We start from the raw sequence: 22,384 nt of genomic DNA on the forward strand, positions 1-22,384 counted from the left end.
TTCCTCCCCCTCCCCATCCCATGGCAGCCGCCGACCACCTGCAGGTCCCCCGGCAGCACGGTCTCTTCAACCACCACGGCATCGATCTGGGGGACGGCAGCGTGGCCCACTACCTGGAGGGGAGGGAAATTCTGCGCAGCCCGCTGACGGAGTTCAGCCGCGGCGAGTTGATCAGCGTGGTGCCCTACGAGCCCGGAACCGCTTCCCCGGTGGGGGTCACCCTGCGCCGGGCCATGGGGCGGCTGGGGGAGCAGCGCTACAACATGCTGTTCAACAACTGCGAGCATTTCGCCCACTGGTGCAAGACCGGCCGCCACCGCAGCACCCAGGTGGAGAGCTGGCTCCACACCGGCAGCCTGGGAGCCCTGGCGATCGGGCAATTCGTGCCGGCGGCCCTGATCGCCGGCGTGCGCCTGCTCCTCCGGCAGGGGCTCGGCCTCGACGCCGGCCAGCTGGAGAAAGGTCGTGAGCTGGCCCGGCAGAGCCTGGAGCAGCTCGACGGGCTGCGACTGAAGCTCCAGGAGACCCTGGAGGCGGAGCTCGCCAAGGCGGAAGCCCGCTGGGGCGAGGGCTTCGACGGGGATCAGCTGGCCCGGGCGCGACTGGCGGCCCAGAACCTGGCCGATCAGCTCAGCGAAGTGGAGGAGATCGAGGGCCGGCTGGAGCGCCTGCTCGGTCCGGGCGTGCCCCTGGAGCCCCGGTCCCCGGGGCCATCCGGGGACCCGACGCCATGACCGGGGCCAGCGCCTACCAGCCGCTCCACCACAAATACCGGCCCCAGCGTTTCGACCAGCTGGTGGGGCAGGAGGCGATCAGCACGACCCTGGGCAACGCCCTCATCCAGAACCGGATCGCCCCCGCCTACCTGTTCAGCGGGCCGCGCGGCACCGGGAAAACCTCGAGCGCCCGGATCCTGGCCCGCTCGCTCAACTGCCTCGCCACCAGCGCCCCCACCACCGAACCCTGCGGCCTCTGCGAGCTCTGTCGAGCGATCACCGCGGGACAGGCCCTCGACGTGATCGAGATCGATGCGGCCTCGAACACCGGGGTCGACAACATCCGCGACCTGATCGAGCGTTCCCGCTTCGCGCCCGTGCAGGCCCGCTGGAAGGTCTACGTGATCGACGAGTGCCACATGCTCTCGACTGCGGCCTTCAACGCCCTGCTCAAGACCCTGGAGGAACCGCCGCCCCGGGTGGTCTTCGTGCTCGCCACCACCGACCCGCAGCGGGTGCTGCCCACAATCCTCTCGCGGTGCCAGCGGTTCGACTTTCGCCGGATCCCCCTGGAGGCCCTGGAGCAGCACCTGCGCTTCATCGCCGCCGAGGAGACGATCGGCGTCACTGCGGAGGCCCTGCACGTGGTGGCCCTGCGGGCCCAGGGAGGGCTGAGGGATGCGGAGAGCCTGCTGGATCAACTCAGCCTTCTTCCTCCCCCCGTGGAGGCCTCGGCGGTCTGGGAGCTGCTGGGGGCCGTGCCGGAAGCGGACCTGCTGGAGCTCGTGGGCGCCATGGCGACCGGGGATCCGCTCGGGATCCTGGAGGCCTGCCGCCGGCTGCTGGACCGGGGTCGGGAGCCCGGGGCCGTCCTGCAGGGGCTGGCCAGCCTGCTGCGGGATCTGGTGCTGGCCGGCGTCGCCCCGGATCGACTGGACCTGAGCCAGGTCTCCGCGACCTTCCAGCCCCAGCTCCCCGACCTGGCCCGCCGCATCGGCGGCGCCCGCCTGCTGCACTGGCAAGCCCAGCTCAAAGGAAGCGAGCAGCAGCTGCGCCAGAGCGTCCAGCCCAGGCTGTGGCTGGAGGTGCTGCTGCTGGGACTCCTGGCCGATTCCACCCCCGGGGCGGAGCCGGTTGGCCAGCCCGGAACTCCCCGGGCCCAGACCCTGCCACCGACTCCGGCAGCTCCGCCTCCACCGGCCCCTGGGGCTCGGTCTTCCCAGCCCAGCCCTGCCCCCGAGTTGGCCGTCCCGGCCGTGGGCGCTCGACACGGGGACCCTCCGGGTCCCGGCGCAGCCCCGGATCTCGCCGAACTCTGGCAGCAGATCCTGGCGGCCCTGGAGCTTCCCTCCACCCGGATGCTGCTCTCGCAACAGGCCTCCCTGGTGCGCCTCGATGATCGGCGGGCGGTGATCCGCGTCAGCGCCAACTGGATCGCCATGGTGCAGAGCCGGTTGCCCCTGCTGGAGGCGGCCGTGGGCCGGGCCCTGGGCAGCCCGCGCCAACTGGTGCTGGACGGTGGCGCTGGGGCCGGAGAGCCGCAGGGGTCCGGCCCGCAGAACGCCGTGGCGAGGGCGGGAACACCGGCGGCAGGTCCAGCGCCCCCATCAACACCGTTGACGCCGCCACCGACGACGACGACACCGCCACAGCCGGTTCCACGCCCGCCGTCACCGCCCGCAGCGCCGTCGCCCTCGACCCGGCAGCAGCCCCTGGATGAGCAGGCTCAGCGGCTGGCGGAGTTCTTCAACGGCGAAGTGATCCGGCTCGACGGGACCGACGGCGATCCCGGCGCCGCCGGCTGAGCGGTCAGGAGACCTGGGTGGAGAGATCCACATCACCGGCCCCATCGAGGCCGCCCGGATGGCCGTCTTCGAGCAGGGATGTCCCCTCGGAATGGGGCGTCTGGCCATCTCCACCGAGGTGCATGGTCTTGGCCCAGATCAGCCGCTTGGGCAGGAGCGCCATGCGCAGCGCCACCCAGGGGATGACGACGAACCAGTGCACCAGGTAGGCGACCCCCAGGCCGACGGCCAGGGGATGCATGGCGGGCAGGGGCGGCCCCTCACTGGGCCGTCGGCAGCCGGCCAGGATTGCCGAGCCGGAGAGACCCAGGGTCACGATGGACAGCGGCCAGACCGTGGGCGGAGTGCGGCTCAGCAGCGCAGCCAGCAGGTCAGCGACGGAGACCACCGGCAGCACGTACTGCAGCAGAAAGAAACAGCCCAGATCTAGCCGCTGGGCACGGGAGAGGCGGGGGGACATCAGGCCGGGCCCGTAGTCGAAGAAGCGCTGCAGCCCCCCCTCGGCCCAACGCTGCCGCTGCCGCCAGAGGGCCGGCACGGTCAGCACCGCCTCCTCCTCCACCGGCGGATCCCAGAGCAGGCCCACGGGCTCGCCGGCCAGCAGCAGGCGGAAACTGAGATCGAGGTCGTCGGTGACGGTGGCCTCGTTGAAGCCACCGCAGGCCAGCACGGCCTCGCGGCGCAAGAGCTGACCGTTGCCGCGCAGTTCGGCGATACCGGCGGCCTGCAGGCGGCCCTCCTGAATGGCGGCATCGAAGGCCATCTCCATCGCCTGGGCCCGGGTCAGGAGGTTGCGCGCCATGTTGACCACGGCCTTGCGGAGCTGGACGGCCGACCATCCGCCGTTCTCGGCATGGGGAATGAGCCGCTCCAGCAGGTCCTCCTGCAGGCCGGCGTCAGCGTCGAGTACCAGCATCCAACGGCCCTCGAGATGCTCGAGCACGGCGTTGAGCGCCCCCGATTTGCCCCCACCGGCATCCCGGGGCCGCCTCAGCACCCGCAACTGGGGGCAGCGCGCCTGCAAGCGGGCCAGGATCTCCGGAGTGCGGTCCTCGCTGCCGTCATCCACCACCCAGAGCAGCAGGTCCGCCTTCGGGTAGCGCAACCGCTCGATCCGCTCCACCAGGCGGCCGATCACCGCCTGCTCATCCCGGGCCGCCACCACCACATCCACCGCCGGCCAGGGGCCGGCGATGGGTCCGCCGGCCGTGGATCCGGGGCCCGGCGGCCGCCTCCAGATCCTCACCAGCACCGTGCGGACCACATACAACCCCAGCAGCAGGGTCAGACCCGCGGCGGGCAGCAGATTGCGGGGAGGCTCCAGCCAGTGGGGGGCCACCCCGGCCCAGCCGCAGAGCACCACGAACAGGGCGGCCTTGCCGCGACGGCCCTCGGCACCGGGTCCGGCGGCTGTCATGGACGTCTCGTCATGGCAACCCTGCCGACATGGACAGTCCCGTGCATTGGGCTGAACTCTAAAGGGCCTGGCCGAGAGCCTCCACCGGTCCCAGCTGGGTGCCCGGGTAGTAATGGGCCAGGATCTTCGCCAGGCTCCAGCCGCGGCCCCCCAGATCGATGGCCCCGGCCTGGGACAGGCCGGCCCCGTGGCCAAAGCCGCCGCCACGGAACCGCCACACCCCCGGCCCCTCGGCCTGGATCGTGAACAGCGTGCTGGGCAGCTGCCGGAAGGTGCGGCGGATCGCGTCGAGTCGCAACACCCGCTGCCCGGTGCTGCCCTCCACCGCCAGCGCCAGCACCCGCCCGCTCGGCCCCCGTTCGAGCACGGCCAGCCGCTGCGGCTGGCCCACGCCGCCGGGCCCCCGTTCCAGGGCCTGGCGGATCCCGGCGGCATCCAGCCGTCGGGACCAGCGGAAGACCGGATGGCCGGCTCCATAGGCGCCGCCCCCCTGACCCAGCAGGTCGGGCAGGAGCGCCGGCGGCAGGGGGACGGCGAAGCGCTCGGAGAAGGGGGGCGACCCGTCCGGCCGGGCCTTCAGGTAGGGCAGCGACGGCCCGCTCCAGGCCTCCTCAAACCCGGCGGAGATGCCGCCGTTGCTGGCGTGATAGACGGCGTGGATGGGTTGTCCCTGCCAGCTCAGCACCTGCCCCCGCGTCGCCGCAATGGCCCGCCGCACCGCCCCACCGGCCTGACGGGGATCCGCATAGACCTGGCATTGGGTGTCGGCGCAGAGGTGGTAGCCGTCCACGCCATAGCGATGGCTGTTGCGCAGGGCCCAGGTCCTGGCCAGCACAGCCTGGGCGGCCAGGGCGGGGGCGGGGGAGCCGGCGCCGATCTCATGGGGCACGACCCCGAGCAGGTAGCGCTCCAGCGGCACCTGCTCCACCAGGCTCCAGCCGCCATGGGCGTTGGTCTGCAGGCGGAAGGGTCCCTGGAAGACCCCCTTGTCCCAGCTCAGCCCCCCCGGGGCCGACAGCCGCATCGGCCCCTGGAGCGGCACGGCGGCGCCGGTGGCATCGCTGGCCTCCAGCACCAGGCGGCTGACCTCCACCCGCCGCTCCTGGCGAGCCTGGAACCCCTCCGGCGGCGCGGTGTCGGCGGCCGCCCACACCTCCCACTCGCCCGGGTGGGCGATGCGGGCTGTCTGCCCCTGCTGCCGCCAGGCCATGGCCGCCTGTTCGGCGGTCTCGAAGCTGGGGAAGGGACCCAGCACGCTGCGCGCAACACTCAGCGGCTCCGGCAGCGTCTGGCGCCTCCAGCGCAACCGCAGCGTGGGGGCCTCCAGCCGGCGTCCCGCCGCGTCCACGAGCTCGAGGCGGCCGCTGGCGGCACGTAACACCAGAGGGGGCGCTTCCTCCACGCTCTGGCCACGCCCCGGACCGAGGCGAGCACCCAGGGCCACCCAGAGCACGGGCGCGGCGGACTGGATGGCGGGAGCCGGCTCCGTGGGCCAGTGGAGCGGGGCGGCCACGGGCATGGCCCGGCAGCCGGGGGCCACCAGGACTCCGGAACCCATCAGCAGGGCCAGGGACAGCCGGCCCAGGGGCGGACGGAGGCAGGGCAGAACGGACATGGTGAGGGTGACGACGGTCGGGGAGAGGGGGGAGGAGAACTGGGGGCTGGAACGGGGAGTTGGCGGAAGGCCCTTCCGCGTCGTACTTTGGTTGTTTGCGCACGACCGGACGCGATGCCGAAGCTCAAGAGCCGAAAAGCCGCCGCCAAGCGGTTCAAGGTCACCGGCAGCGGCAAATTCATGCGCCGCCGCGCCTTTCACAACCATCTGCTCGATCACAAGAGCCCGAAGCGCAAGCGTTACCTCGGCACCATGGCGATGGTCGATGAGCGCGACGCGGACAACGTGAGCCGCATGCTCCCCTACGCCGGCTGAGGCCGGGCCCCCGGGCCCGCCGCACCAGTTCACCCGAAGTTCACCCGAGAGTTTTCCATGGCCCGCGTCAAGAGGGGCAATGTCGCCCGCAAGCGCCGCAACAAGATCCTTCGCCTGGCGCGGGGCTTCCAGGGCAGCAACGGCAGCCTGTTCCGCACCGCCAACCAGCGGGTGATGAAGGCCCTCTGCAACGCCTACCGCGACCGCCGCCGCCGCAAGCGCGACTTCCGCCGCCTCTGGATCGCCCGCATCAATGCGGCCGCCCGGATCAACGGTCTGAGCTACAGCCGCCTGATCGGCGGGCTCAAGAAGGCCGATGTGCAGCTGAACCGCAAGATGCTTGCCCAGCTGGCCCTGGCCGACCCCGCCAGCTTCTCGGCCGTGGTGGGCGCCGCCCGCACCTGACTCCCGCAGGCCGACCTGCGCTGATCCCCTCCTGCGGCCAGGTCCGATGAGCAGTTTCCTTCCCCAGGCCTATCTGATCGGGCTGATCGTGCTGCTGGGCGGCGCCTCCGTGGTGATCGCCCTGCAGGTCTTTCGTGTGCGCCGCGATGAAGTGGCCCTGGCCCGGCTGGAGGGCAGCCGAAACACGCCACAGGGCCAGGATCCGGCCACCCTCTACGAGCTGGCCTCGGTGCAGCTGCGCAAGCGGCTCTATGGCGAGGCCGTGGATTCCCTGAAGCTGGCCCTGAAGCGCTCGGAAGGGGAACCGGGAGAGGCCCGCGCCCTAATCGAGAACGCCCTCGGCTTCGCCCTGGCGGCCCAGACCAACTACCCCCGGGCCATCCGCCATTACCGGGCGGCGTTGCAGGCCAAGGCCGATTACCCGGTGGCCCTCAACAACCTGGGCTATGCCCTTGAACGGCAGGGCAAGCCGGAGGAGGCACGGCGCTCCTATGAACGGGCCCTGGAACTCGATCCCGCCAACGCCACCAGCCGGAAACGCCTCAAGCTGCTGGATCGCCGCCATCCCGGCGGAGCGGACGACAGCCCGGTGGAGAGCCCAGGGCTGGGACCCTCCAAGGACCAAGGTTCGGGCCCGGCCTGATCAACCCCCGGCCGTCCTTACGGGCTCACCAGAGGCCGCGCACCGGCCCCGCCGGTGGGGCCGCTCCGGAGCCAGCGGACACGCTCACCGGCAGCAGATCCAGACGACCGCCGGGATTGGTGAGCCGCGGCGCCACCCAGCCCGAGAGACTGAGGCCCTGAACGCCCGAGAATTCGCCCCCGGCCTCCATGCCGGCCACAACACAGTCGCAGAGGAGCAGCAGATCCAGCTGATCCGACTTGGCGTTGATCGTGCCCTGGACCGGCACCACCTGACCCGCCACGCTGAGTGAGCCATTCAGCACGACCATCTGTCCCATCGGGGCGGGGTCCTCCAAGCGCAGCTCCACCTCCACGGGAACCGCATCGGTGAAGGAGCGGTAGATGCCCGTCCAGACCCTGGGCAGGTCCCGGGCGATGTCGATGGCCCGACCGGAGGGGTCAAAAGTCTCCACGGGGCCGAGGTCGGAGTCGAACGAATCGATTGACGAGGGCTCCGGCATCGTGAAGGGCACCACACTGCCCAGGGGCAGGGGGCTGGCGGCCAGAGCCGGTTGTTGGGCGGCCAGCAGCGGCAGGGCCGCCAGTGCGGCCAGCGTCGCCAACCCTCCGGACGGTTGCGACCGTGGCGGGGTGCTGGTGGGGAGCGGCGGCATCACGGCGATCCTGGAGAGGGACTCAGGCTAGGGGGAGCGGGCCCGGGCGAGCGCTCCGCCTTTCACGGTAGTTTCGCTCCATGGACCCGTCTGCCCGCGACCATCCCCAGCCCGAACTCCCGCGGCGGGACGAGGCCCTGGTGATCGGGGGTCGGCGCTTCGGCAGCCGGCTGATGACCGGCACCGGCAAGTACCCCAGCCTTCAGGTCATGCAGGCCAGCCTGACGGCGAGCGGCTGCGAGATCGTCACCGTGGCGGTGCGGCGCGTCCAGGCGGCGGACCCCGGCCATGGAGGCCTGATCGAGGCGATCGACTGGAGCCGCATCTGGATGTTGCCCAATACCGCGGGCTGCGCCACCGCCGAGGAGGCGGTGCGGGTGGCGCGGCTGGGGCGGGAGCTGGCCCGGTTGGTCGGCCAGGAGGACAACCGGTTCGTGAAGCTGGAAGTGATCCCCGAGGGTCCCTACCTGCTGCCGGATCCGTTCGGGACCCTGGAGGCGGCCGAGCAGCTGGTCAAGGAGGGGTTCACGGTGCTCCCTTACATCAACGCCGATCCGCTGCTGGCCCGCCGGCTCCAGGAGGCCGGTTGCGCCACCGTGATGCCGCTGGGTTCGCCGATCGGCTCCGGGCAGGGAATCCGCAACGCCGCCAACATCGCCCTGATCATTGAGTCGGCCACCGTGCCGGTGGTGGTGGATGCGGGCCTCGGCGTGCCGAGCGAGGCCGCCCAGGCCATGGAGATGGGGGCCGACGCCCTGCTGATCAACAGCGCCATCGCCCTGGCGGGGGATCCGCCGGCGATGGCGCAGGCCATGGCCCAGGCCACGGCGGCCGGACGCACCGCCTACCTCGCCGGCAGACTGCCGCGGCGGCAGGAGGCGAGCCCCAGTTCGCCTCTCCAGGGCCGGGTGGGCACGGCCGCTCCTCCCCTGGCGGCGCCGGGCATCGGAGCCGGACCGGAGCGGACGCGACGCAACGGCCCGTGACGTTCCCGGCCGCTCCGGTGGCATCCCCCCGACCACTGGGTAGTTTTGCGACTTCCCCGGGGGCACTCCCATGTCGGTCACCAAGGAAGATGGCGGCAGGCTCAACGCCTTCGCCAAGGAACCCCGCATGGAAGTGGTCGAGAACGGCGAGGGCCTCAGCCGCTCCGCCACGATGCTGCTGATGGGCGGTGCGGTGCTGGTGCTGCTGATGGTCGCCGTGGCCGTCCAGATCAGCTGAGGGCTCCGGCGCCGGGACTCGGCCCGGGGGGGGCCGAACGCCTGTAGTAGCTTGCCCAAAGGAGCATCGGCTCGTTCAGCAGGAGTTCAGACGTGAAGGTTCTCGTTCTCGGCGGCGACGGCTTCTGCGGGTGGCCCTGCGCCGTGAACCTGGCGGATGCCGGGCATGACGTGGTCATCGTTGACAACCTCAGCCGCCGCAAGATCGACGTGGACTTGGGCGTGGAATCCCTCACTCCGATCGCCACGGTTCACGACCGCCTGCGGGCCTGGGAGGAGACCGGCGGGGCCGCCATCCGCTTCGTCCATCTCGACATCGCCCAGCACTACGCCCAGCTGCTGGAGTTGCTGCGCAGCGAGCAACCCGGCGCAGTCGTGCATTTCGCCGAGCAGCGGGCCGCCCCCTACTCGATGAAGTCGAGCGCCACCAAGCGCTACACGGTCGACAACAACGTCAACGGCACCCACAACCTGCTCTGCGCCATCGTGGAAAGCGGTCTCGACGTGCACATCGTGCACCTGGGCACGATGGGGGTCTACGGCTACGGCTCCCATCGCGGGGCCACTATCCCCGAGGGCTACCTCACCGTGGAAGTGCCCCAGGCCGACGGCAGCCGCTTCCGGGAGAAGATCCTGCACCCCACCGATCCCGGAAGCGTCTATCACATGACCAAGACACTGGATCAGCTTCTCTTCTACTACTACAACAAGAACGACGGGATTCGCGTCACCGATCTGCACCAGGGCATCGTCTGGGGCACCAACACCGAGCTGACCGACCGCGATCCCCGTCTGGTGAACCGGTTCGACTACGACGGCGACTACGGAACCGTGCTCAACCGTTTCCTGATGCAGGCCGCGATCGGCTATCCCCTCACCGTGCATGGCACGGGCGGCCAGACCCGGGCCTTCATCCACATCCGCGATTCGGTGAAATGCGTGGAGCTGGCGGTCGACCATCCCCCCGTGAGTGGTGAGAAGGTGCGCATCTATAACCAGATGACCGAGAGCCACAAGGTCAAGGACCTGGCCGAAAAGGTGGCCGCCGTCACCGGCGCCCGGGTCAACCACCTGCCCAATCCCCGCAAGGAAGCGATCGAGAACGATCTGATCGTCGACAACCGCTGCCTGATCGAGCTCGGCCTCAAACCCACCACTCTCGACGACGGCCTGCTCGGCGAAGTGGTGGATGTGGCGCGGCGCTGGGCCGATCGCTGTGATCGCTCCCGGATTCCCTGCAGCTCCACCTGGACCACCACCCAGGCGGCGACCCTCAAGGCCGGGGTCTGACCCAGGGACATCCGGACATGCGCCCACTGTGAAGATCGCCCTGTTCACCGAAACCTTCCTGCCCAAGGTCGACGGGATCGTCACGCGTCTGACCAAGACGGTGGAGCACCTGGTGGGCGGTGGTGACGAGGTGCTGCTGTTCTGCCCGGAGGGCGCACCGGAGGTCTACATGGGGGCGCGGGTGATCGGGGTGCCCGCCATGCCCCTGCCGCTCTACCCCGAACTCAAGCTGGCCCTGCCCCGGCCCTCGGTGGCCGAAGCCCTTGAGGCCTTCGGGCCCGAGGTGGTGCATGTGGTGAATCCGGCCGTGCTCGGCCTCGGTGGCATCTGGATGGCACGCACGCGCCAGATCCCCCTGGTCGCCAGCTACCACACCCATCTGCCCAAGTATCTGGAGCACTACGGCATGGGCGTCTTCGAGCCCGTGCTCTGGGAACTGCTCAAGGCCGCCCACAACCAGGCCGATCTGAACCTGTGCACCTCCTCGGCCATGGTCGAGGAACTCAGCGAGCGGGGCATCCAGCACACCGCCCTTTGGCAACGCGGTGTCGACACCGAGCTGTTCCGCCCCGAGCTGCGCAGCGACGCCATGCGCCGCACCCTGCTGGGGCACCATTCCGCCAGCGACAGCCTGCTGCTCTACGTGGGCCGGCTCTCGGCCGAGAAGCAGATCGAGCGGATCCGTCCGGTGCTCGAGGCCCTGCCCGAGGCCCGTCTCGCCCTGGTCGGCGATGGCCCCCACCGCCAGCAGCTGGAGCGGGTCTTCGGGGGAACGGCCACCACATTCGTGGGCTACCTGGGCGGTGAAGCCCTGGCCAGCGCCTACGCCAGTGCGGACGCCTTCCTGTTCCCCTCCAGCACCGAAACGCTCGGACTCGTGCTGCTGGAAGCGATGGCGGCGGGCTGCCCGGTGGTGGGCGCCCAGCGCGGCGGCATCCCCGACATCGTCACCGACGGGGTGAACGGCTGCCTGTATGACCCCGACGAGCCGACCAGCCTCACCGCCGCCACCTCCCGCCTGCTGGCCAGTCCGGAGCGCCGAGAGGAGCTGCGCGGGGCCGCCCGCCGCGAAGCCGAACGCTGGGGCTGGGCCGGCGCCACCGACCAGCTGCGCGGGTTCTACCGGCAGGTGGCGGGAGTCCCACTGCAGCTGGCGGCCTGAGTGCCCTGGAACCAGGTGGCGAGCAGCGCCTTCACCATCGGAACTGCCACGGTGCCGCCGTATCCCCCGCTGTTCTCACCGAAGGCAATGATGACCAGCTCGGGCTTGTCAGCCGGGGCGTAGCCACCAAACCAGGCATGGTCGGGCCGGGGCGGATCCTCGGCGGTTCCCGTCTTGCCCGCCACCGGGGGAAGGCTGGGGTCGTTGAGGCTCGTGGCGGTGCCGATCGTCACGACCTCCCGCAGGCCCTGACGCAACACCGCCAGGGTGGTGGGTTTGAGCCCGATCCAGCGGCGCGGCAGATCCCGTTCCACCAGATGGGGGGTGACCAGCCAGCCGCCGTTGGCGACGGCCGCATAGAGGCGGGCCATCTGCAGGGGCGTCACCGACACGGCCCCCTGACCGATCGAGGAGGTGATGGTGTCCACCGAGGTCCAGGACTCGCCGAGGGTGTCCAGCTTCCAGGCCTGATCGCCCAGCAGGCCGGGGCTGTCCTCGGCGCTGAGTTCGATCCCGGTCGGGCTGCCGTAACCCATCCGCCGGGCGGCCTTGAACAGTTCGTCTGGTCCCACCCGGAGGGCGAGCCGGTAGAAGAAGCTGTTGCTGCTCACCGCCAGGGCCAGGGGGAAGCCGATGCTTCCGAAACTGCCGTGATCGGCGTAGCACTGGCCGTCGTAGCAGAAGGAATTGGAGGTGGGAATCGTGGAGGTCGGTCCATAGAGCCCGGATTCCAGGCCGGCGATGGCGCTGATCAGCTTGAAGGTGCTGGCCGGGGGGAAGGCCCGCATGGCGCGATTGAGCATCGGCGCCTCCGGTCGGTTCAGCTCGTTCCACTGGGCGGTGGTGGGACCGTCGGAAAAAAGGTTGGGGTCGTACCCGGGGCGGCTGGCCATCGCCCGGATGGCCCCGGTGCGAGGGTCCATCGCCACGATCGCCCCCTTGCCGACCTTGTCGAGCGCTCGCTCGGCGGTGCGCTGGAGGTTCAGGTCGAGGGTGAGCTGCAGATCCTTGCCGGCCCGGGCCTGCTTGGCGCCCAGGACCCGCTGGACCTGTCCGGCCGCATCCACCTCCAGTTGCTGTCCCCCCCACTCACCCCGCAGATGGGACTCATGGACCCGCTCCAGCCCCGTGCGGCCGATCCGATCCTGGAGGCGATAGCCGGACTCCTCGAGACGGGCGTACTCCTCCTCGGTGATGCCACTGGTGTAGCCCAGCACATGGGCCGCCAGGGAGCCATTGGGATAGGAGCGGAGCACATCCACATCCACCTCGGCGCCATCGAGGCCGGGGGCCTGCTCTCGGAAGCGGAGCACCTGCTGGACGCTGAGCGGACCGGCCAGCTCGACGCGGAAGCCATCCTGCCGGCGGCCCTGCCGGTACTGGCGCTCGAGCCGGTCGGCGGGAAGGGAGAGCACCGTCGCCAGCCGGTCGCGCAACCGGGGCCAGCGCTCCTCACGGACCAGCCGGGGCTGGACGTAGAGCTTGTAGGTGAGCCGGTTGGTGGCGAGCACCTCACCGTTGCGATCGAGCAGCCGCCCGCGCATGGGATGGCGGGGAACCAGCCGGATGCGATTCTGATCGGCCCTCAGGCGGTTCTCGGGACCCTCCACCAGCTGCAGCCAGGCCAGTCGCATCCCCATGGCGGTGGCGGCCAGCAGGATCAAGCCCAGCAGCCAGGCGGGCTGATGGCGCATGCCGGCGTGGCGCGGCTGACCGGGAACAAAGCCGGTTCCCATCGGATCAGGCCCCGAGCCGCCCTTCGAGCTGCGTCAGCCGCTCGGAGATCCGCGTCAGGGCGAACTGAAGGGCCTGGCGCTCCGCCTGGGGATCGCCCCGTTCCAGCGACGCCCCCACCCCGGACTCCGGGAGCTCGCCGATCTCCCGGCTGGGATCACCGGGATCCACCGGGCTGGCGGGCACGTCGTGGACCTCCACCTTGAGCACCGGGTTGCCGAGGCCGGGCTGGAGTTGATCGAGACTCTCCCGCACCGCCCGGGCAGCGGCGTCCCCCTCCTCTCGCAGCTGGGCCAGGGGATCGGGGGACGCGGTGAAGGCCTCCACCACCTGACGGGGCCCACCGCGCCGGGCTCGCTCCACCACCGCCATGCCCACGGGTAGCACCTCCTGCATCAGGGCGAGCCGCAGGGAATCAAGGGGATCAGCTGCCATGGAACGGGGGGACCGGACGGCCCGCGACGGTGGCGATCACCGGGCGGAACGTCCAGTCTGCCGCGCCCACCGGCCGGGGGCTGGTGCGGGTCAGGGGGTGCGCTGAATCCCCGGCTCCAGGATCACCTGGCGGCAGAACTCCTGGGAGCCCACCCACCAGCCTCCGAACACGCCCAGGGCCACCAGGGCCGTGATCGGCAGCAGGGCCTGACGGGTGACATCGAGGGTGAGCCACTCACCCCAGCCCCGCAGGGTGCGCTCCCGGTCGAAGCGGGCCCGTTCGCGGCGCTCCAGCTTCTGGCGACGCTGCAGGGATTTCTCCACCCAGCGCTCGAAGGAGCGTTTCTTGGTGACGGCCATCTTGCGCTCCACCTCCAGCAGATGGCCCGCGCTGAGATCGGGATGGAACGTGCTGATCAACTCCAGGCTCTTGAGGAACATCTCGACGGCCGCATCCTTGACCTGGCGCTCAGCCTCGGGGAGTTCATCCCACAGCACCTCGGGGTAGAAACGGCCCCGGTTGGCCAGGATCTGCTCCTCCTGCATCTGACCGGGCTCGCGCAGCCAGCGGTCAGTGTTGGCATCGAAGCGGCGCCAGTAAAGAAAGGGGTTGAGATAGATCGTCTTGCCGGCCAGCTGGATGCTGTCCTGTTGGAGACGACGCTGCAGCTGGGGATCCTGCTGGATGGCGACGGTCACGGCATCAAGGCTGGGAGCCGATGGTATCGAACGCGAGGCGCCGGGGCCAGCACCGGCCGGGCCCCTTCCTCCGACCTACTCCCACTCGATCGTGCCGGGGGGTTTGCTGGTGATGTCGAGCACCACGCGGTTCACGCCCTTCACCTCATTGACGATCCGATTCGAAATCCGCTCGAGCAGGTCGTAGGGAAGGCGGGACCAGTCGGCGGTCATGCCGTCCTCGGAGGAGACACAGCGCAGCACCACCGGATAGGCATAGGTGCGCTTGTCCCCCATCACCCCGACGCTGCGCACCGGCAGCAGCACGGCGAAGGCCTGCCAGATCTCGTGATACAGGCCCGCCCGCAGGACCTCCTCCCGCACGATCAGATCGGCGTCCCGGAGAATGTTGAGCTTCTCGGCGCTCACCTCCCCGAGGATGCGGATGGCCAGACCCGGCCCGGGGAAGGGGTGGCGACGCACGATCTCCTCGGGCAACCCCAGGCTTCGCCCCACCTTGCGCACCTCGTCCTTGAACAGCCGGCGCAGGGGTTCCACCAGCTTGAACTGCAGATCCTTCGGCAGACCCCCCACGTTGTGGTGGCTCTTGATCTTCACCGCGACGCGCTCTCCGGTCTTGGGGTCCACATTCGTGCCGGCCGATTCGATCACGTCGGGGTAGAGCGTGCCCTGGGCAAGGTAATCGAAGGGTCCCAGCCGCTTGCTCTCCTCCTCAAACACACGGATGAATTCAGCGCCGATGATCTTGCGCTTGAGTTCGGGATCAGAGACGCCATCGAGCCGGGCCAGAAATCGCTCTCGGGCATTGATGTATTCGACACGGATATGAAACTGGCGATTGAAGAACTCGGTCAGAAACTCCGGCTCCCCCTTCCGCATGAATCCCTGATCGATGAACATGCAGGTGAGCTGGTCGCCGATCGCCCTGTGGAGCAGGAAGGCCAGGGTGGAGGAATCCACGCCACCGGAGAGGGCCAGCAGCACCCGTTTCGTGCCGACCCGCTCCCGCACATCCGCCACCGCCTCATCGATGAAGGCGGCCGTGGTCCAATCAGGATCGCAACCACAGATGTGATACACGAAGTTGCGGATCATCACCATGCCGCCGCTCGAATGCACCACCTCCGGATGAAACTGCACTCCATAGAGCCGGCGCCGGTGATTCGCCACCGCGGCCTCGGGGGTGTTGGCGGTGTGGGCCAGGCGGACGAAACCCTCCGGCAGGGCCTGCACCGAATCGCCGTGGCTCATCCACATCGTGGAGCCATGCTCCACATTGGTGAGCAGATCAATCGGGTCATCGACATACAGCGGCGCCTTGCCGTATTCCCCCCGGCCGGCAGCCTCCACCTGCCCGCCGAGCTGCTGCACCATCAGCTGCATGCCGTAGCAGACCCCCAGCACGGGAATGTCGAGGTTCCAGAGGGCGGGATCGCACAACGGCGCCCCCTCCTCGTAAACGGAACTGGGGCCCCCGCTGAGGATGATCCCCCGGGGTGCGATGCGCCGCAATTCCTCAGCGGTGGTGGCGTAGCCCAGCACCAGGGAATAGACCTCGGTCTCGCGGATGCGGCGCGCGATCAGCTCCGAGTACTGGGAGCCGAAATCAAGGATGACGATGGCGGGATGACGGGAACCGTCCGGCTGGGCCGTCGACGGTGCGGGGTGGGACATAGCGACCGGAGGGCTTCCTGCGTGGCGCCGTACCGGGGCCGTCGTCCCTGGGCAGGCCATTGGGCTCACCCTAGAGGGTGCCCGAAAGCCTCCAGCAGCTCCGCGCCGCAGGGGCCGACGCCACTCAGCCGTCTCTGGCGATCGAACAGGGCGGCCCCGATCCGCAGCGGAACCTGGCCGTAGCGGAGCAGGTAGGCCTGGCTGCGCCGCTCGACCTCCAGAGCCAGCCGCCGCACCAGGCGGCCAGCCCGTTCCGGGTCGGTGGCGGCCAGCTGCGTCAGGGCGTCCTCCACCGTGGGGGCCCCATGCAGACGGGCGAGCCCGGCTCCGGCCACACCCTCCAGAGCCGCCAGGGCGGTGAGCACTTCGGCGCGACCGTCCGCCAGGTGGTGATGGGTGTGAAAGATCCCGCCGGCCAGCTTGATCAGCTTGCCGTGGTAGCCGAAGAGCAGCAGCCTGGCCACGCCCGCCTGTCCGGCCGCCACGATCACCGGACCGAGCCAGTTGCCCGCCTTGAGCAGCAGCTCCGGCGGGATCCCGAGACGGGGGGCCAGATCGAGCCCGTTCTCACCGATCACCAGCACCAGATCCCCGCCGAAACGGGGATTCGCCGCCCGGGCCCTCAACTCAGCCAGGCACTCCTGCAGCTGGTCGGGAGCGGCGCTGCGCTGCACCTCCGCCTGGGTCCCGATCAGGGCGAGGCCATCCACCACCCCGAAGGCGGCATTGCTGGTGCGTGCGGCCAGGGACCGTCCCGCCGGCAGCACGATGCGCAGGCGCAGCCCCCGTCCGGGCGGCAGCAGGGGCTCCAGGTTGGCCTCCAGCAGCCGGCGTGCATAGGCCGAAAGACAGAGTTCCCGGCTGGTTCCATGGATCCCCACCCCTTCCCCCGCCTCCAGGAGCAGCCACGTTCCCCCTTCGGCCGGCGGCACCCACCAGCCCGCCACCACCCACACCTGCAGCCCCCGGGTGAGATCCAGGCCCTCGCCGGGATCGCAGCGGCTGATGCCGAGGGTCTGGCCATCCCCGAGGGGAGCGGCGGCCTCCACGGGCACGGCACGACGCCCGGGGGGCTCCAGCAGCTCTAAGGACTGTTCCAGGACCCCATCCCCAGCCCCGACGGGGCTGGGGTCCAGCAGCACCTGCAGGGCCGCCCGGGCCGCGGCAGCCGCCCAGACGGGCAGGGTGTAGCCCGGGAATGTGCTCATGCCCCGCCGGGGCCGCAGGGGGCAAGATGACCATTTTTTAAGCTGATCGATCGCGCCGCCGCGCACTCCACCGTTGTGTCCCCCCCATGCAGGACAAGCTGACCCTGATGATTCCCGGCCCCACTCCGGTGCCGGAGTCCGTCCTGCTGGCGATGAGCCGCCATCCGATCGGCCATCGCAGTGGGGAGTTCCAGGCGATCGTCAAACGCACCACCGCCCAGTTGCAGTGGCTCCATCAGACCAGCGGGGACGTGCTGGCCCTCACCGGCAGCGGCACCGCCGCCATGGAAGCCGGCATCATCAATGTGCTCAGCCGCGGCGATCAGGTGCTCTGCGGCGACAACGGCAAGTTCGGGGAGCGCTGGGTGAAGGTGGCCCGTGCCTACGGCCTCGACGTGACGGTGATCTCGGCGCCGTGGGGTCAGCCCCTCGACCCCGAGGCCTTCCGAGCCGCCCTCGAGGCCGACACCGACAAGCGCATCCGGGCGGTGATTCTCACCCACTCGGAAACCTCCACCGGCGTGATCAACGACCTGGAGACCATCGCCCGCCATGTCCATGCCCACGGCCAGGCCCTGATCGTGGCCGACTGCGTCACGAGCCTGGGGGCCTGCACCGTGCCGGTGGACGCCTGGGGCCTCGATGTGGTGGGCTCGGGCTCCCAGAAGGGATACATGATGCCGCCGGGCCTGGGGTTCGTGGCCATGAGCGCGCGTGCCTGGCAGGCCCATGAACGCTCCGATCTGCCGAAGTTCTACCTGAATCTGGGCGCCTACCGGAAAGCGGCCCTCAAGGACAGCAATCCCTTCACCCCCCCGGTCAACCTCTACTTCGCCCTGGAGGAGGCGCTCCAGATGATGCAGGCGGAAGGTCTGGAGGCGATCTTCGCCCGCCATGCCCGGCTGCAGCGCGCCACCCAGGCCGCGATGCGGGCGATCGGGCTGCCGCTCTACGCCGCCGAGGGTCACGGCAGCCCGGCGATCACCGCTGTGGCCCCGGACGGTCTCGACGCCGAAGTGCTGCGCAAGACCGTGAAGGAGCGCTACGACATTCTGCTGGCGGGCGGCCAGGACGATCTCAAGGGCAAGGTGTTCCGCATCGGCCATCTGGGCTTCGTCTGCGACCGCGATGTCCTCACGGCGGTGGCCGCCATCGAGGCCAGCCTGCAGGAACTGGGGGTGTCCACGGCGGGGGCGGTGGGGGCCGGGGTGGCGGCAGCGGCGGCCGAACTGGCCCGCTGACTCCATGGGGGCTCCCGGATGGTAGCCCCCGTCCGCTTTGCTAGCGTGTCACAATGCGGGTGTAATTCAGTGGTAGAATGTCAGCTTCCCAAGCTGAACGTCGCCGGTTCGAATCCGGTCACCCGCTTTTAGTCCAGGACTGACAAATCCCACGAAAAGCCAGTCTGGCACTGGCTTTAGGGATTCCAGCGGCTGACTGCTTCTGACGGGCCGTGCCAGGCTGTAGGGCCGACCTTCTCACATGGCTGAGGCAGCCCCCTGGGAGATCGCCATCCGCGTTGAGACGGCTCATGCCTTGTCCCGCAAGGGATGTCCGAGGGGCTGGGCGCTGACGGAGCACCGAGGACTCGCCAGATTGAACATCACCGCCAAAGCAGGCGGCGGCAAACGGCGCCAGATACAACTTACGATTCCCTGGCACTTCGACAACGCCAAGAAGATTGGCGAAGCTGTTTGCAAGATCTACGACGATTTCAGCAGCGGGATAGAGCCAGATCTGGCAGCGAAGAAGATCACCTTCTCTTCTCCAGGGGAAGAAGATCGCGGTTCCGATACCAACAGCAAGGGAGATCCTTCGCCGCAAACAGACTGGAACGAGTTGATCGAGCACTACCGCGAGCACAAGATCCGCAGTGGTGAAATCAAGGCCTCGACCTGGACACGGGTGCACCGCCACCACATGAAGCTTGTGTCGGAAGCGGTCACCTCCCGCCAGCCTCCCCGCAGCGCGGTCCAGCTGCTCGATCGCCTGACCTTCCACTGGGCAGACAAGCCAGGGGGGCGAACCCGTCAGATCCAGATGCAGGCAACCTCAGCCCTGCTCCGCTGGGCGGTCGCTCAGGGCCAACTCTCGGCAGCCAGCTGGGAGCCACCAACCGACCTGAGCCCTTTCGTGGGGCGCTCCCGAACAGCGAAGGCCGTCACTACCCCCCTGGAGGTGGAGCACATCCTGGCCTTGGTCCGCGCCCTGCCCGATCAACGCTGGCGGCTCGGCTTCAAGCTGATGGCCGCCTATGGCCTCCGCCCTGAGGAGCTGCAGCACCTTCAGCTTCGTGATGGGCGCCTGTGGTGCACCTATGAAAAGGTGGCTTCCCGGGGCAAGACCAAGCCCCGTGCACTGCGTCTGCTGCCCTGCGATGGCTGGGCAGCCGACTGGAAGCTGACCGAGCGGTTCTCCCCGGACGACCTGCCTCCGATGAGGGCGGGCTTCGGGGGGAACGATTTCGGACAGTACCTGCGCCGGCACTCCCTCTGGGAGAAACTCCGCCAGGAGTACGAGGCCAAGGGCGAGAAGCTCGTGCCCTACTCCTGCCGGCACGGCTACGCCCACCGGGCCCACGTGATCTGCGACCTGCCGCCCAAGGTGGTGGCCGCGGCGATGGGGCACAGCGTGCAGACCCACCTCGCGGCCTACAGCCGCTGGTGCGGGGACGAGGTGGTCGATGACGCCTTCGAGAAAGCGGCTGTTCGCATCAGCAGCTCGAGGAAGTGAACTGAACCAGACCTTGCTTTAGTCACACCATCCAACTCCCCATGAGCGGGACGGCTCAAGTTCAGACGTGCAAACCTTCGGGCGTACCTGACCATCCCTGAAGCGATAGAACATGTTCTGCCAGCCGGTTTGCCACATGCCAAAGCCAACAATCGCAACATCAGGGCAAGCTGCCATGATAAGCTTGGCCCAGGCAAGATTGAGCTTTGGGCTGTTCAGAATATCCTGAAAAGTCTTTGCTGCTTTTTGCGGATTTACAGAAGGTTCGCCTGACCCCTCTAGCGCCACGATCATATGCTTACTGGAGGGAAAAGGATTGCCTTCATAGGAGCCAGCATCTCTGCGATCGACTCGTGCGATAATTGCACCACGGCTGCTAATTCCTTGAAGTACGTCGCTAAGTACCGCGTCGCAATCTCCCGCTTTCGCTGGCTCGAATGAGATCAACACACTGCTCAATACAGCTGTGCCAGCACACAAGAGCCTCGAAACCCTCATAACCTCCACGGGCAACGACCGACGTTCGACTTTTCTCTAGCCAAAACACTCATCATTGTCAACCAGGACTTGCAGTCTTGACGACCCGTCCTCTCAACCTGAATTTCAGCGGAAGACTTATCGCCTGTGGGCCTCAAGACCTACGATATCTCGCCTACTGCTCACCGGTTGACTTGATATAGCCAGTGTCCACGAGAAAAGCGCGCAAGGCCTCTGGGAAAGAACTGTAGACGATTTCCCGGACAAGGCACTTCCCGTTGTCATCCATTTCGCCCTTGCACTCCCTCAGGCCCCAGTCAGACGAGGCGTCATAGCGCTGGGTCATTCGATCCCAACCGTCGTACAGCTCACCCACCAAAACCTTGTTGGCCACATACCCAGCCAGGAAGCCATTGGGGGATTCGGGGTTCTTCTGCTGGAACCACTCAGCCATCCGCTGCAGATTGCGCTGGTGCAACGGCTTGAACTCAAGGCGTCGGGAGACATCCACAAATTCCTCCCCCTCCAGCTGCCAGATGCGTGCTGGCGCCGTGCTGCAGGCGTAGCAGGCGAAGCGATATAGGAACCGATTGTCCACATCAACAATCAGGTAGCGCCCATTGCGCAACGGGTCCTCTGCTGGTGATGCAGCGCCATCAAATGGCCCCAGCGTGACCTCCCGCCATTGCTGACCACTGCGATCGCTTGTCAGCACCTGGATCTGATTGCAGCAGTGGGCTCCCCCTGTGAAGGATGAGAGCAGCACCTCGGGGTAGGGGTTGCTCGGGTCCATCTCAGCGATCTGGACGACAGCATCTGGGCTGCCCCATTTCTCAGCCCCGACGAGGCGACCGACTTCACGACCATCGACCCGGACCACCACAAGGGGCTGGAGCACATTGCTGCCGCCCTCGTTGATCCGCCGCTGTTGCTGTGTGCTGACCTCGACGGAACCAGTGCGCAATGAACCACTCATGCGGTTGTTCTCGTAGTCCATCTTCAATACCTGCCCTATAGCCGGGCTGCCGCAGACGGCTCCAAGGGCGATCAAGGAAGCGATCAGATGAGCTCGCGGGGTCATTGAGCGGGAGGATGGAAACTCTCTCCAGCACCGTAGGTAGAGAGAAACGACCCTCCGGAAAACCTCTCATCTTGTGAGGTGGCGCCTGCTCCAACCGGTGATGGTCGCCTCAACATTCTCGAGGTGCCACTGCAGCGGACCCCGGCCCTGGGTGCAGCCCCAGCGGCGGTAGTGCTTGCCGGGTTGCAGAACCCCCCGCAGCCGCAGCTGGCGAAGGGTTTCACGGCTCATGCCCAGGACTGCGCAGGCTTCTGCGGTCGTTACCCAGACCCGTTGGCGGGTTGCCGTTGTTGGGGTTTCCATCAGCCTCCTGCCAGCTGGGCGCGGAAGCGCTTGAGGGTGTCGATCAGCCAGGAGCGGCGGTAGCTCTTGACCTGGCGGGGCGCGCCATCCACAAACTGCTGGCGCAGCGGGGGCTCCTGGCCGAAGTCTTCGCGATAGGCCCCGGCCACCACCATTCCCGCTGAGCGGTACTTGGAGCGCGGCAGCACCTCCTCAAACACCTCCAGCCAGGCATTGCTGAGCGTCAACTCGTCGTCAGCGGGGGTGCCAGGCAGCAACCCAACGCTGGCGGTGAGCACGTTGCTGCGCACGATGTCCTTGAACAGGAGCTGGTCGCGCTGATCCAGGCCGCCGAGCCGCTCGAACAGGCCGATGCTCCGCTCCACCAGGGCGATCACCATGACTTCCCTGAGCCTGGGCAGGGCCGTTTCTACCGGCGCCGGCGAGACCTGCTGAACGCTCTCCAGGAACCACCGGTCCATCCACACCGCAAACGGAGCGCTGATCCAGCGGGCCAGGTCGACCGCGACCTGGGGATGAACCCAGGTGCCGCCGCCACCGGTACCGCCTGAGCGGGACTCAACGAGGGCGTGGACGGAAATTCCGGCCACGCTCTCCAAAGCATCTCAGGGCCCATTAGAAGTGTGTCCTAGTAGCGGTGGCGCATCGCTGCCAGGCCCGGTTTGGTGCCCAAGAACCGCTTCTCTCCGTTGGCCTCGCCGCTCCAGAACCTCGCTGCCGCAACTGATCTGATCAGTTTTGTCAGGCGACAGCGAAAACTGGCCCAGATGCGACACGAAATCTGGCCCCCCTCT

23 protein-coding genes and 1 tRNA gene are annotated in these 22,384 nt (G+C 68.5%); 12 read left to right on the forward strand and 12 right to left on the reverse strand.

Annotated elements, in window-relative coordinates; genetic code table 11:
• Window positions 1–20 precede the first annotated feature (20 nt).
• Together ACWJI7_RS12245 and ACWJI7_RS12250 are read left to right on the forward strand one after the other, a co-directional pair.
• Window positions 21–734, forward strand: coding sequence for a lecithin retinol acyltransferase family protein (locus ACWJI7_RS12245; RefSeq protein WP_479938249.1), 714 nt, complete (start codon window positions 21–23; stop codon window positions 732–734).
• Window positions 731–2,521: a DNA polymerase III subunit gamma/tau gene (locus tag ACWJI7_RS12250; protein WP_479938250.1), complete on the forward strand. Its 1,791-nt coding sequence runs from the start codon at window positions 731–733 to the stop codon at window positions 2,519–2,521. Before ACWJI7_RS12245 ends, ACWJI7_RS12250 begins: the two co-directional genes overlap by 4 nt.
• Before the next feature lie 4 nt (window positions 2,522–2,525).
• Here ACWJI7_RS12250 and ACWJI7_RS12255 read toward each other — a convergent pair whose 3' ends face one another.
• Together ACWJI7_RS12255 and ACWJI7_RS12260 are read right to left on the reverse strand one after the other, a co-directional pair.
• Window positions 2,526–3,938, reverse strand: coding sequence for a glycosyltransferase family 2 protein (locus ACWJI7_RS12255; protein WP_479938251.1), 1,413 nt, complete (start codon window positions 3,936–3,938; stop codon window positions 2,526–2,528).
• A gap of 58 nt (window positions 3,939–3,996) precedes the next feature.
• On the reverse strand, window positions 3,997–5,553 hold the full coding sequence (locus ACWJI7_RS12260) for a SpoIID/LytB domain-containing protein (RefSeq protein WP_479938252.1): 1,557 nt from the start codon (window positions 5,551–5,553) through the stop codon (window positions 3,997–3,999).
• Between the two features lie 114 nt (window positions 5,554–5,667).
• Here ACWJI7_RS12260 and rpmI point away from each other — a divergent pair, with 114 nt between their 5' ends.
• The 3 genes from rpmI to ACWJI7_RS12275 are packed head-to-tail and all read left to right on the forward strand — an operon-like array spanning window position 5,668 to window position 6,916.
• Window positions 5,668–5,868, forward strand: coding sequence for a 50S ribosomal protein L35 (gene rpmI, locus ACWJI7_RS12265; RefSeq protein ID WP_479938253.1), 201 nt, complete (start codon window positions 5,668–5,670; stop codon window positions 5,866–5,868).
• Window positions 5,869–5,925: 57 nt separating this feature from the next.
• Window positions 5,926–6,273 carry a 50S ribosomal protein L20 gene (gene rplT, locus ACWJI7_RS12270; RefSeq protein WP_479938254.1) on the forward strand — a complete coding sequence of 116 codons (348 nt, stop codon included), beginning with the start codon at window positions 5,926–5,928 and terminating at the stop codon, window positions 6,271–6,273.
• A gap of 46 nt (window positions 6,274–6,319) precedes the next feature.
• Complete coding sequence (locus tag ACWJI7_RS12275) at window positions 6,320–6,916, forward strand: tetratricopeptide repeat protein (protein ID WP_479938255.1); 597 nt, start codon at window positions 6,320–6,322, stop codon at window positions 6,914–6,916.
• Between the two features lie 25 nt (window positions 6,917–6,941).
• Here the strand turns inward: ACWJI7_RS12275 and ACWJI7_RS12280 are convergent, their stop codons facing one another.
• Window positions 6,942–7,571, reverse strand: a complete 630-nt coding sequence (locus ACWJI7_RS12280) for a hypothetical protein (RefSeq protein WP_479938256.1) — start codon at window positions 7,569–7,571, stop codon at window positions 6,942–6,944.
• An 80-nt stretch (window positions 7,572–7,651) separates the two neighbouring features.
• On the opposite strand from ACWJI7_RS12280, the gene ACWJI7_RS12285 reads away from it, so the two are divergent.
• From ACWJI7_RS12285 to ACWJI7_RS12300, 4 genes are all read left to right on the forward strand, one after another.
• The gene (locus ACWJI7_RS12285; protein WP_479938257.1) at window positions 7,652–8,557 is read left to right on the forward strand and encodes a thiazole synthase; all 906 of its coding nucleotides are present in this window, start codon (window positions 7,652–7,654) and stop codon (window positions 8,555–8,557) included.
• Between the two features lie 70 nt (window positions 8,558–8,627).
• Window positions 8,628–8,795 carry a photosystem II assembly protein Psb34 gene (gene psb34 / locus ACWJI7_RS12290; RefSeq protein WP_479938258.1) on the forward strand — a complete coding sequence of 56 codons (168 nt, stop codon included), beginning with the start codon at window positions 8,628–8,630 and terminating at the stop codon, window positions 8,793–8,795.
• Window positions 8,796–8,887: 92 nt separating this feature from the next.
• Window positions 8,888–10,084, forward strand: a complete 1,197-nt coding sequence (locus tag ACWJI7_RS12295) for an NAD-dependent epimerase/dehydratase family protein (protein WP_479938259.1) — start codon at window positions 8,888–8,890, stop codon at window positions 10,082–10,084.
• 28 nt (window positions 10,085–10,112) lie between these two features.
• Window positions 10,113–11,246, forward strand: coding sequence for a glycosyltransferase family 4 protein (locus ACWJI7_RS12300; RefSeq protein ID WP_479938260.1), 1,134 nt, complete (start codon window positions 10,113–10,115; stop codon window positions 11,244–11,246).
• Here the strand turns inward: ACWJI7_RS12300 and mrdA are convergent.
• The 5 genes from mrdA to cbiD all read right to left on the reverse strand — a co-directional run bounded on the left by mrdA (window position 11,204) and on the right by cbiD (window position 16,996).
• Window positions 11,204–12,982, reverse strand: coding sequence for a penicillin-binding protein 2 (gene mrdA, locus ACWJI7_RS12305; protein ID WP_479938261.1), 1,779 nt, complete (start codon window positions 12,980–12,982; stop codon window positions 11,204–11,206). The genes ACWJI7_RS12300 and mrdA overlap by 43 nt on opposite strands.
• A gap of 4 nt (window positions 12,983–12,986) precedes the next feature.
• Window positions 12,987–13,415 carry a hypothetical protein gene (locus ACWJI7_RS12310; protein ID WP_479938262.1) on the reverse strand — a complete coding sequence of 143 codons (429 nt, stop codon included), beginning with the start codon at window positions 13,413–13,415 and terminating at the stop codon, window positions 12,987–12,989.
• A 90-nt stretch (window positions 13,416–13,505) separates the two neighbouring features.
• Window positions 13,506–14,114, reverse strand: coding sequence for a hypothetical protein (locus tag ACWJI7_RS12315; protein ID WP_479938263.1), 609 nt, complete (start codon window positions 14,112–14,114; stop codon window positions 13,506–13,508).
• 75 nt (window positions 14,115–14,189) lie between these two features.
• The gene (gene guaA, locus ACWJI7_RS12320; protein ID WP_479938264.1) at window positions 14,190–15,788 is read right to left on the reverse strand and encodes a glutamine-hydrolyzing GMP synthase; all 1,599 of its coding nucleotides are present in this window, start codon (window positions 15,786–15,788) and stop codon (window positions 14,190–14,192) included.
• A gap of 65 nt (window positions 15,789–15,853) precedes the next feature.
• Window positions 15,854–16,996 carry a cobalt-precorrin-5B (C(1))-methyltransferase CbiD gene (gene cbiD / locus ACWJI7_RS12325; protein WP_479938265.1) on the reverse strand — a complete coding sequence of 381 codons (1,143 nt, stop codon included), beginning with the start codon at window positions 16,994–16,996 and terminating at the stop codon, window positions 15,854–15,856.
• Window positions 16,997–17,082: 86 nt separating this feature from the next.
• On the opposite strand from cbiD, the gene ACWJI7_RS12330 reads away from it, so the two are divergent.
• The 3 genes from ACWJI7_RS12330 (at window position 17,083) to ACWJI7_RS12340 (ending at window position 19,729) form a co-directional block, all read left to right on the forward strand.
• Complete coding sequence (locus ACWJI7_RS12330) at window positions 17,083–18,237, forward strand: pyridoxal-phosphate-dependent aminotransferase family protein (RefSeq protein ID WP_479938266.1); 1,155 nt, start codon at window positions 17,083–17,085, stop codon at window positions 18,235–18,237.
• Between the two features lie 55 nt (window positions 18,238–18,292).
• A tRNA-Gly gene (locus tag ACWJI7_RS12335) sits at window positions 18,293–18,364 on the forward strand.
• 228 nt (window positions 18,365–18,592) lie between these two features.
• Complete coding sequence (locus ACWJI7_RS12340) at window positions 18,593–19,729, forward strand: site-specific integrase (protein WP_479938267.1); 1,137 nt, start codon at window positions 18,593–18,595, stop codon at window positions 19,727–19,729.
• Window positions 19,730–19,747: 18 nt separating this feature from the next.
• Here ACWJI7_RS12340 and ACWJI7_RS12345 read toward each other — a convergent pair whose 3' ends face one another.
• The 4 genes from ACWJI7_RS12345 to ACWJI7_RS12360 all read right to left on the reverse strand — a co-directional run bounded on the left by ACWJI7_RS12345 (window position 19,748) and on the right by ACWJI7_RS12360 (window position 22,180).
• Complete coding sequence (locus ACWJI7_RS12345; protein ID WP_479938268.1) at window positions 19,748–20,176, reverse strand: hypothetical protein; 429 nt, start codon at window positions 20,174–20,176, stop codon at window positions 19,748–19,750.
• Window positions 20,177–20,381: 205 nt separating this feature from the next.
• Window positions 20,382–21,257, reverse strand: a complete 876-nt coding sequence (locus ACWJI7_RS12350) for a hypothetical protein (RefSeq protein ID WP_479938269.1) — start codon at window positions 21,255–21,257, stop codon at window positions 20,382–20,384.
• A 96-nt stretch (window positions 21,258–21,353) separates the two neighbouring features.
• Window positions 21,354–21,590, reverse strand: coding sequence for a helix-turn-helix domain-containing protein (locus ACWJI7_RS12355; protein WP_479938270.1), 237 nt, complete (start codon window positions 21,588–21,590; stop codon window positions 21,354–21,356).
• Window positions 21,590–22,180: a KilA-N domain-containing protein gene (locus tag ACWJI7_RS12360; RefSeq protein WP_479938272.1), complete on the reverse strand. Its 591-nt coding sequence runs from the start codon at window positions 22,178–22,180 to the stop codon at window positions 21,590–21,592. The genes ACWJI7_RS12355 and ACWJI7_RS12360 overlap by 1 nt, the downstream gene beginning before the upstream one ends.
• Window positions 22,181–22,384 lie beyond the last annotated feature (204 nt).

The organism is Cryptocyanus atlanticus LEGE 06306 (assembly GCF_056633155.1).

What these genes read in the sequence shown, in the direction of transcription:
- mrdA (WP_479938261.1), bottom strand. Translation starts at nt 12,982, where the DNA reads ATGGGAACCGGCTTTGTTCCCGGTCAGCCGCGCCACGCCGGCATGCGC.
- rplT (WP_479938254.1), top strand. Translation starts at nt 5,926, where the DNA reads ATGGCCCGCGTCAAGAGGGGCAATGTCGCCCGCAAGCGCCGCAACAAG.
- ACWJI7_RS12245 (WP_479938249.1), top strand. Translation starts at nt 21, where the DNA reads ATGGCAGCCGCCGACCACCTGCAGGTCCCCCGGCAGCACGGTCTCTTC.
- guaA (WP_479938264.1), bottom strand. Translation starts at nt 15,788, where the DNA reads ATGTCCCACCCCGCACCGTCGACGGCCCAGCCGGACGGTTCCCGTCAT.
- ACWJI7_RS12275 (WP_479938255.1), top strand. Translation starts at nt 6,320, where the DNA reads ATGAGCAGTTTCCTTCCCCAGGCCTATCTGATCGGGCTGATCGTGCTG.
- ACWJI7_RS12285 (WP_479938257.1), top strand. Translation starts at nt 7,652, where the DNA reads ATGGACCCGTCTGCCCGCGACCATCCCCAGCCCGAACTCCCGCGGCGG.
- ACWJI7_RS12355 (WP_479938270.1), bottom strand. Translation starts at nt 21,590, where the DNA reads ATGGAAACCCCAACAACGGCAACCCGCCAACGGGTCTGGGTAACGACC.
- ACWJI7_RS12330 (WP_479938266.1), top strand. Translation starts at nt 17,083, where the DNA reads ATGCAGGACAAGCTGACCCTGATGATTCCCGGCCCCACTCCGGTGCCG.
- ACWJI7_RS12260 (WP_479938252.1), bottom strand. Translation starts at nt 5,553, where the DNA reads ATGTCCGTTCTGCCCTGCCTCCGTCCGCCCCTGGGCCGGCTGTCCCTG.
- rpmI (WP_479938253.1), top strand. Translation starts at nt 5,668, where the DNA reads ATGCCGAAGCTCAAGAGCCGAAAAGCCGCCGCCAAGCGGTTCAAGGTC.
- ACWJI7_RS12310 (WP_479938262.1), bottom strand. Translation starts at nt 13,415, where the DNA reads ATGGCAGCTGATCCCCTTGATTCCCTGCGGCTCGCCCTGATGCAGGAG.
- cbiD (WP_479938265.1), bottom strand. Translation starts at nt 16,996, where the DNA reads ATGAGCACATTCCCGGGCTACACCCTGCCCGTCTGGGCGGCTGCCGCG.
- psb34 (WP_479938258.1), top strand. Translation starts at nt 8,628, where the DNA reads ATGTCGGTCACCAAGGAAGATGGCGGCAGGCTCAACGCCTTCGCCAAG.
- ACWJI7_RS12280 (WP_479938256.1), bottom strand. Translation starts at nt 7,571, where the DNA reads ATGCCGCCGCTCCCCACCAGCACCCCGCCACGGTCGCAACCGTCCGGA.
- ACWJI7_RS12255 (WP_479938251.1), bottom strand. Translation starts at nt 3,938, where the DNA reads ATGACAGCCGCCGGACCCGGTGCCGAGGGCCGTCGCGGCAAGGCCGCC.
- ACWJI7_RS12250 (WP_479938250.1), top strand. Translation starts at nt 731, where the DNA reads ATGACCGGGGCCAGCGCCTACCAGCCGCTCCACCACAAATACCGGCCC.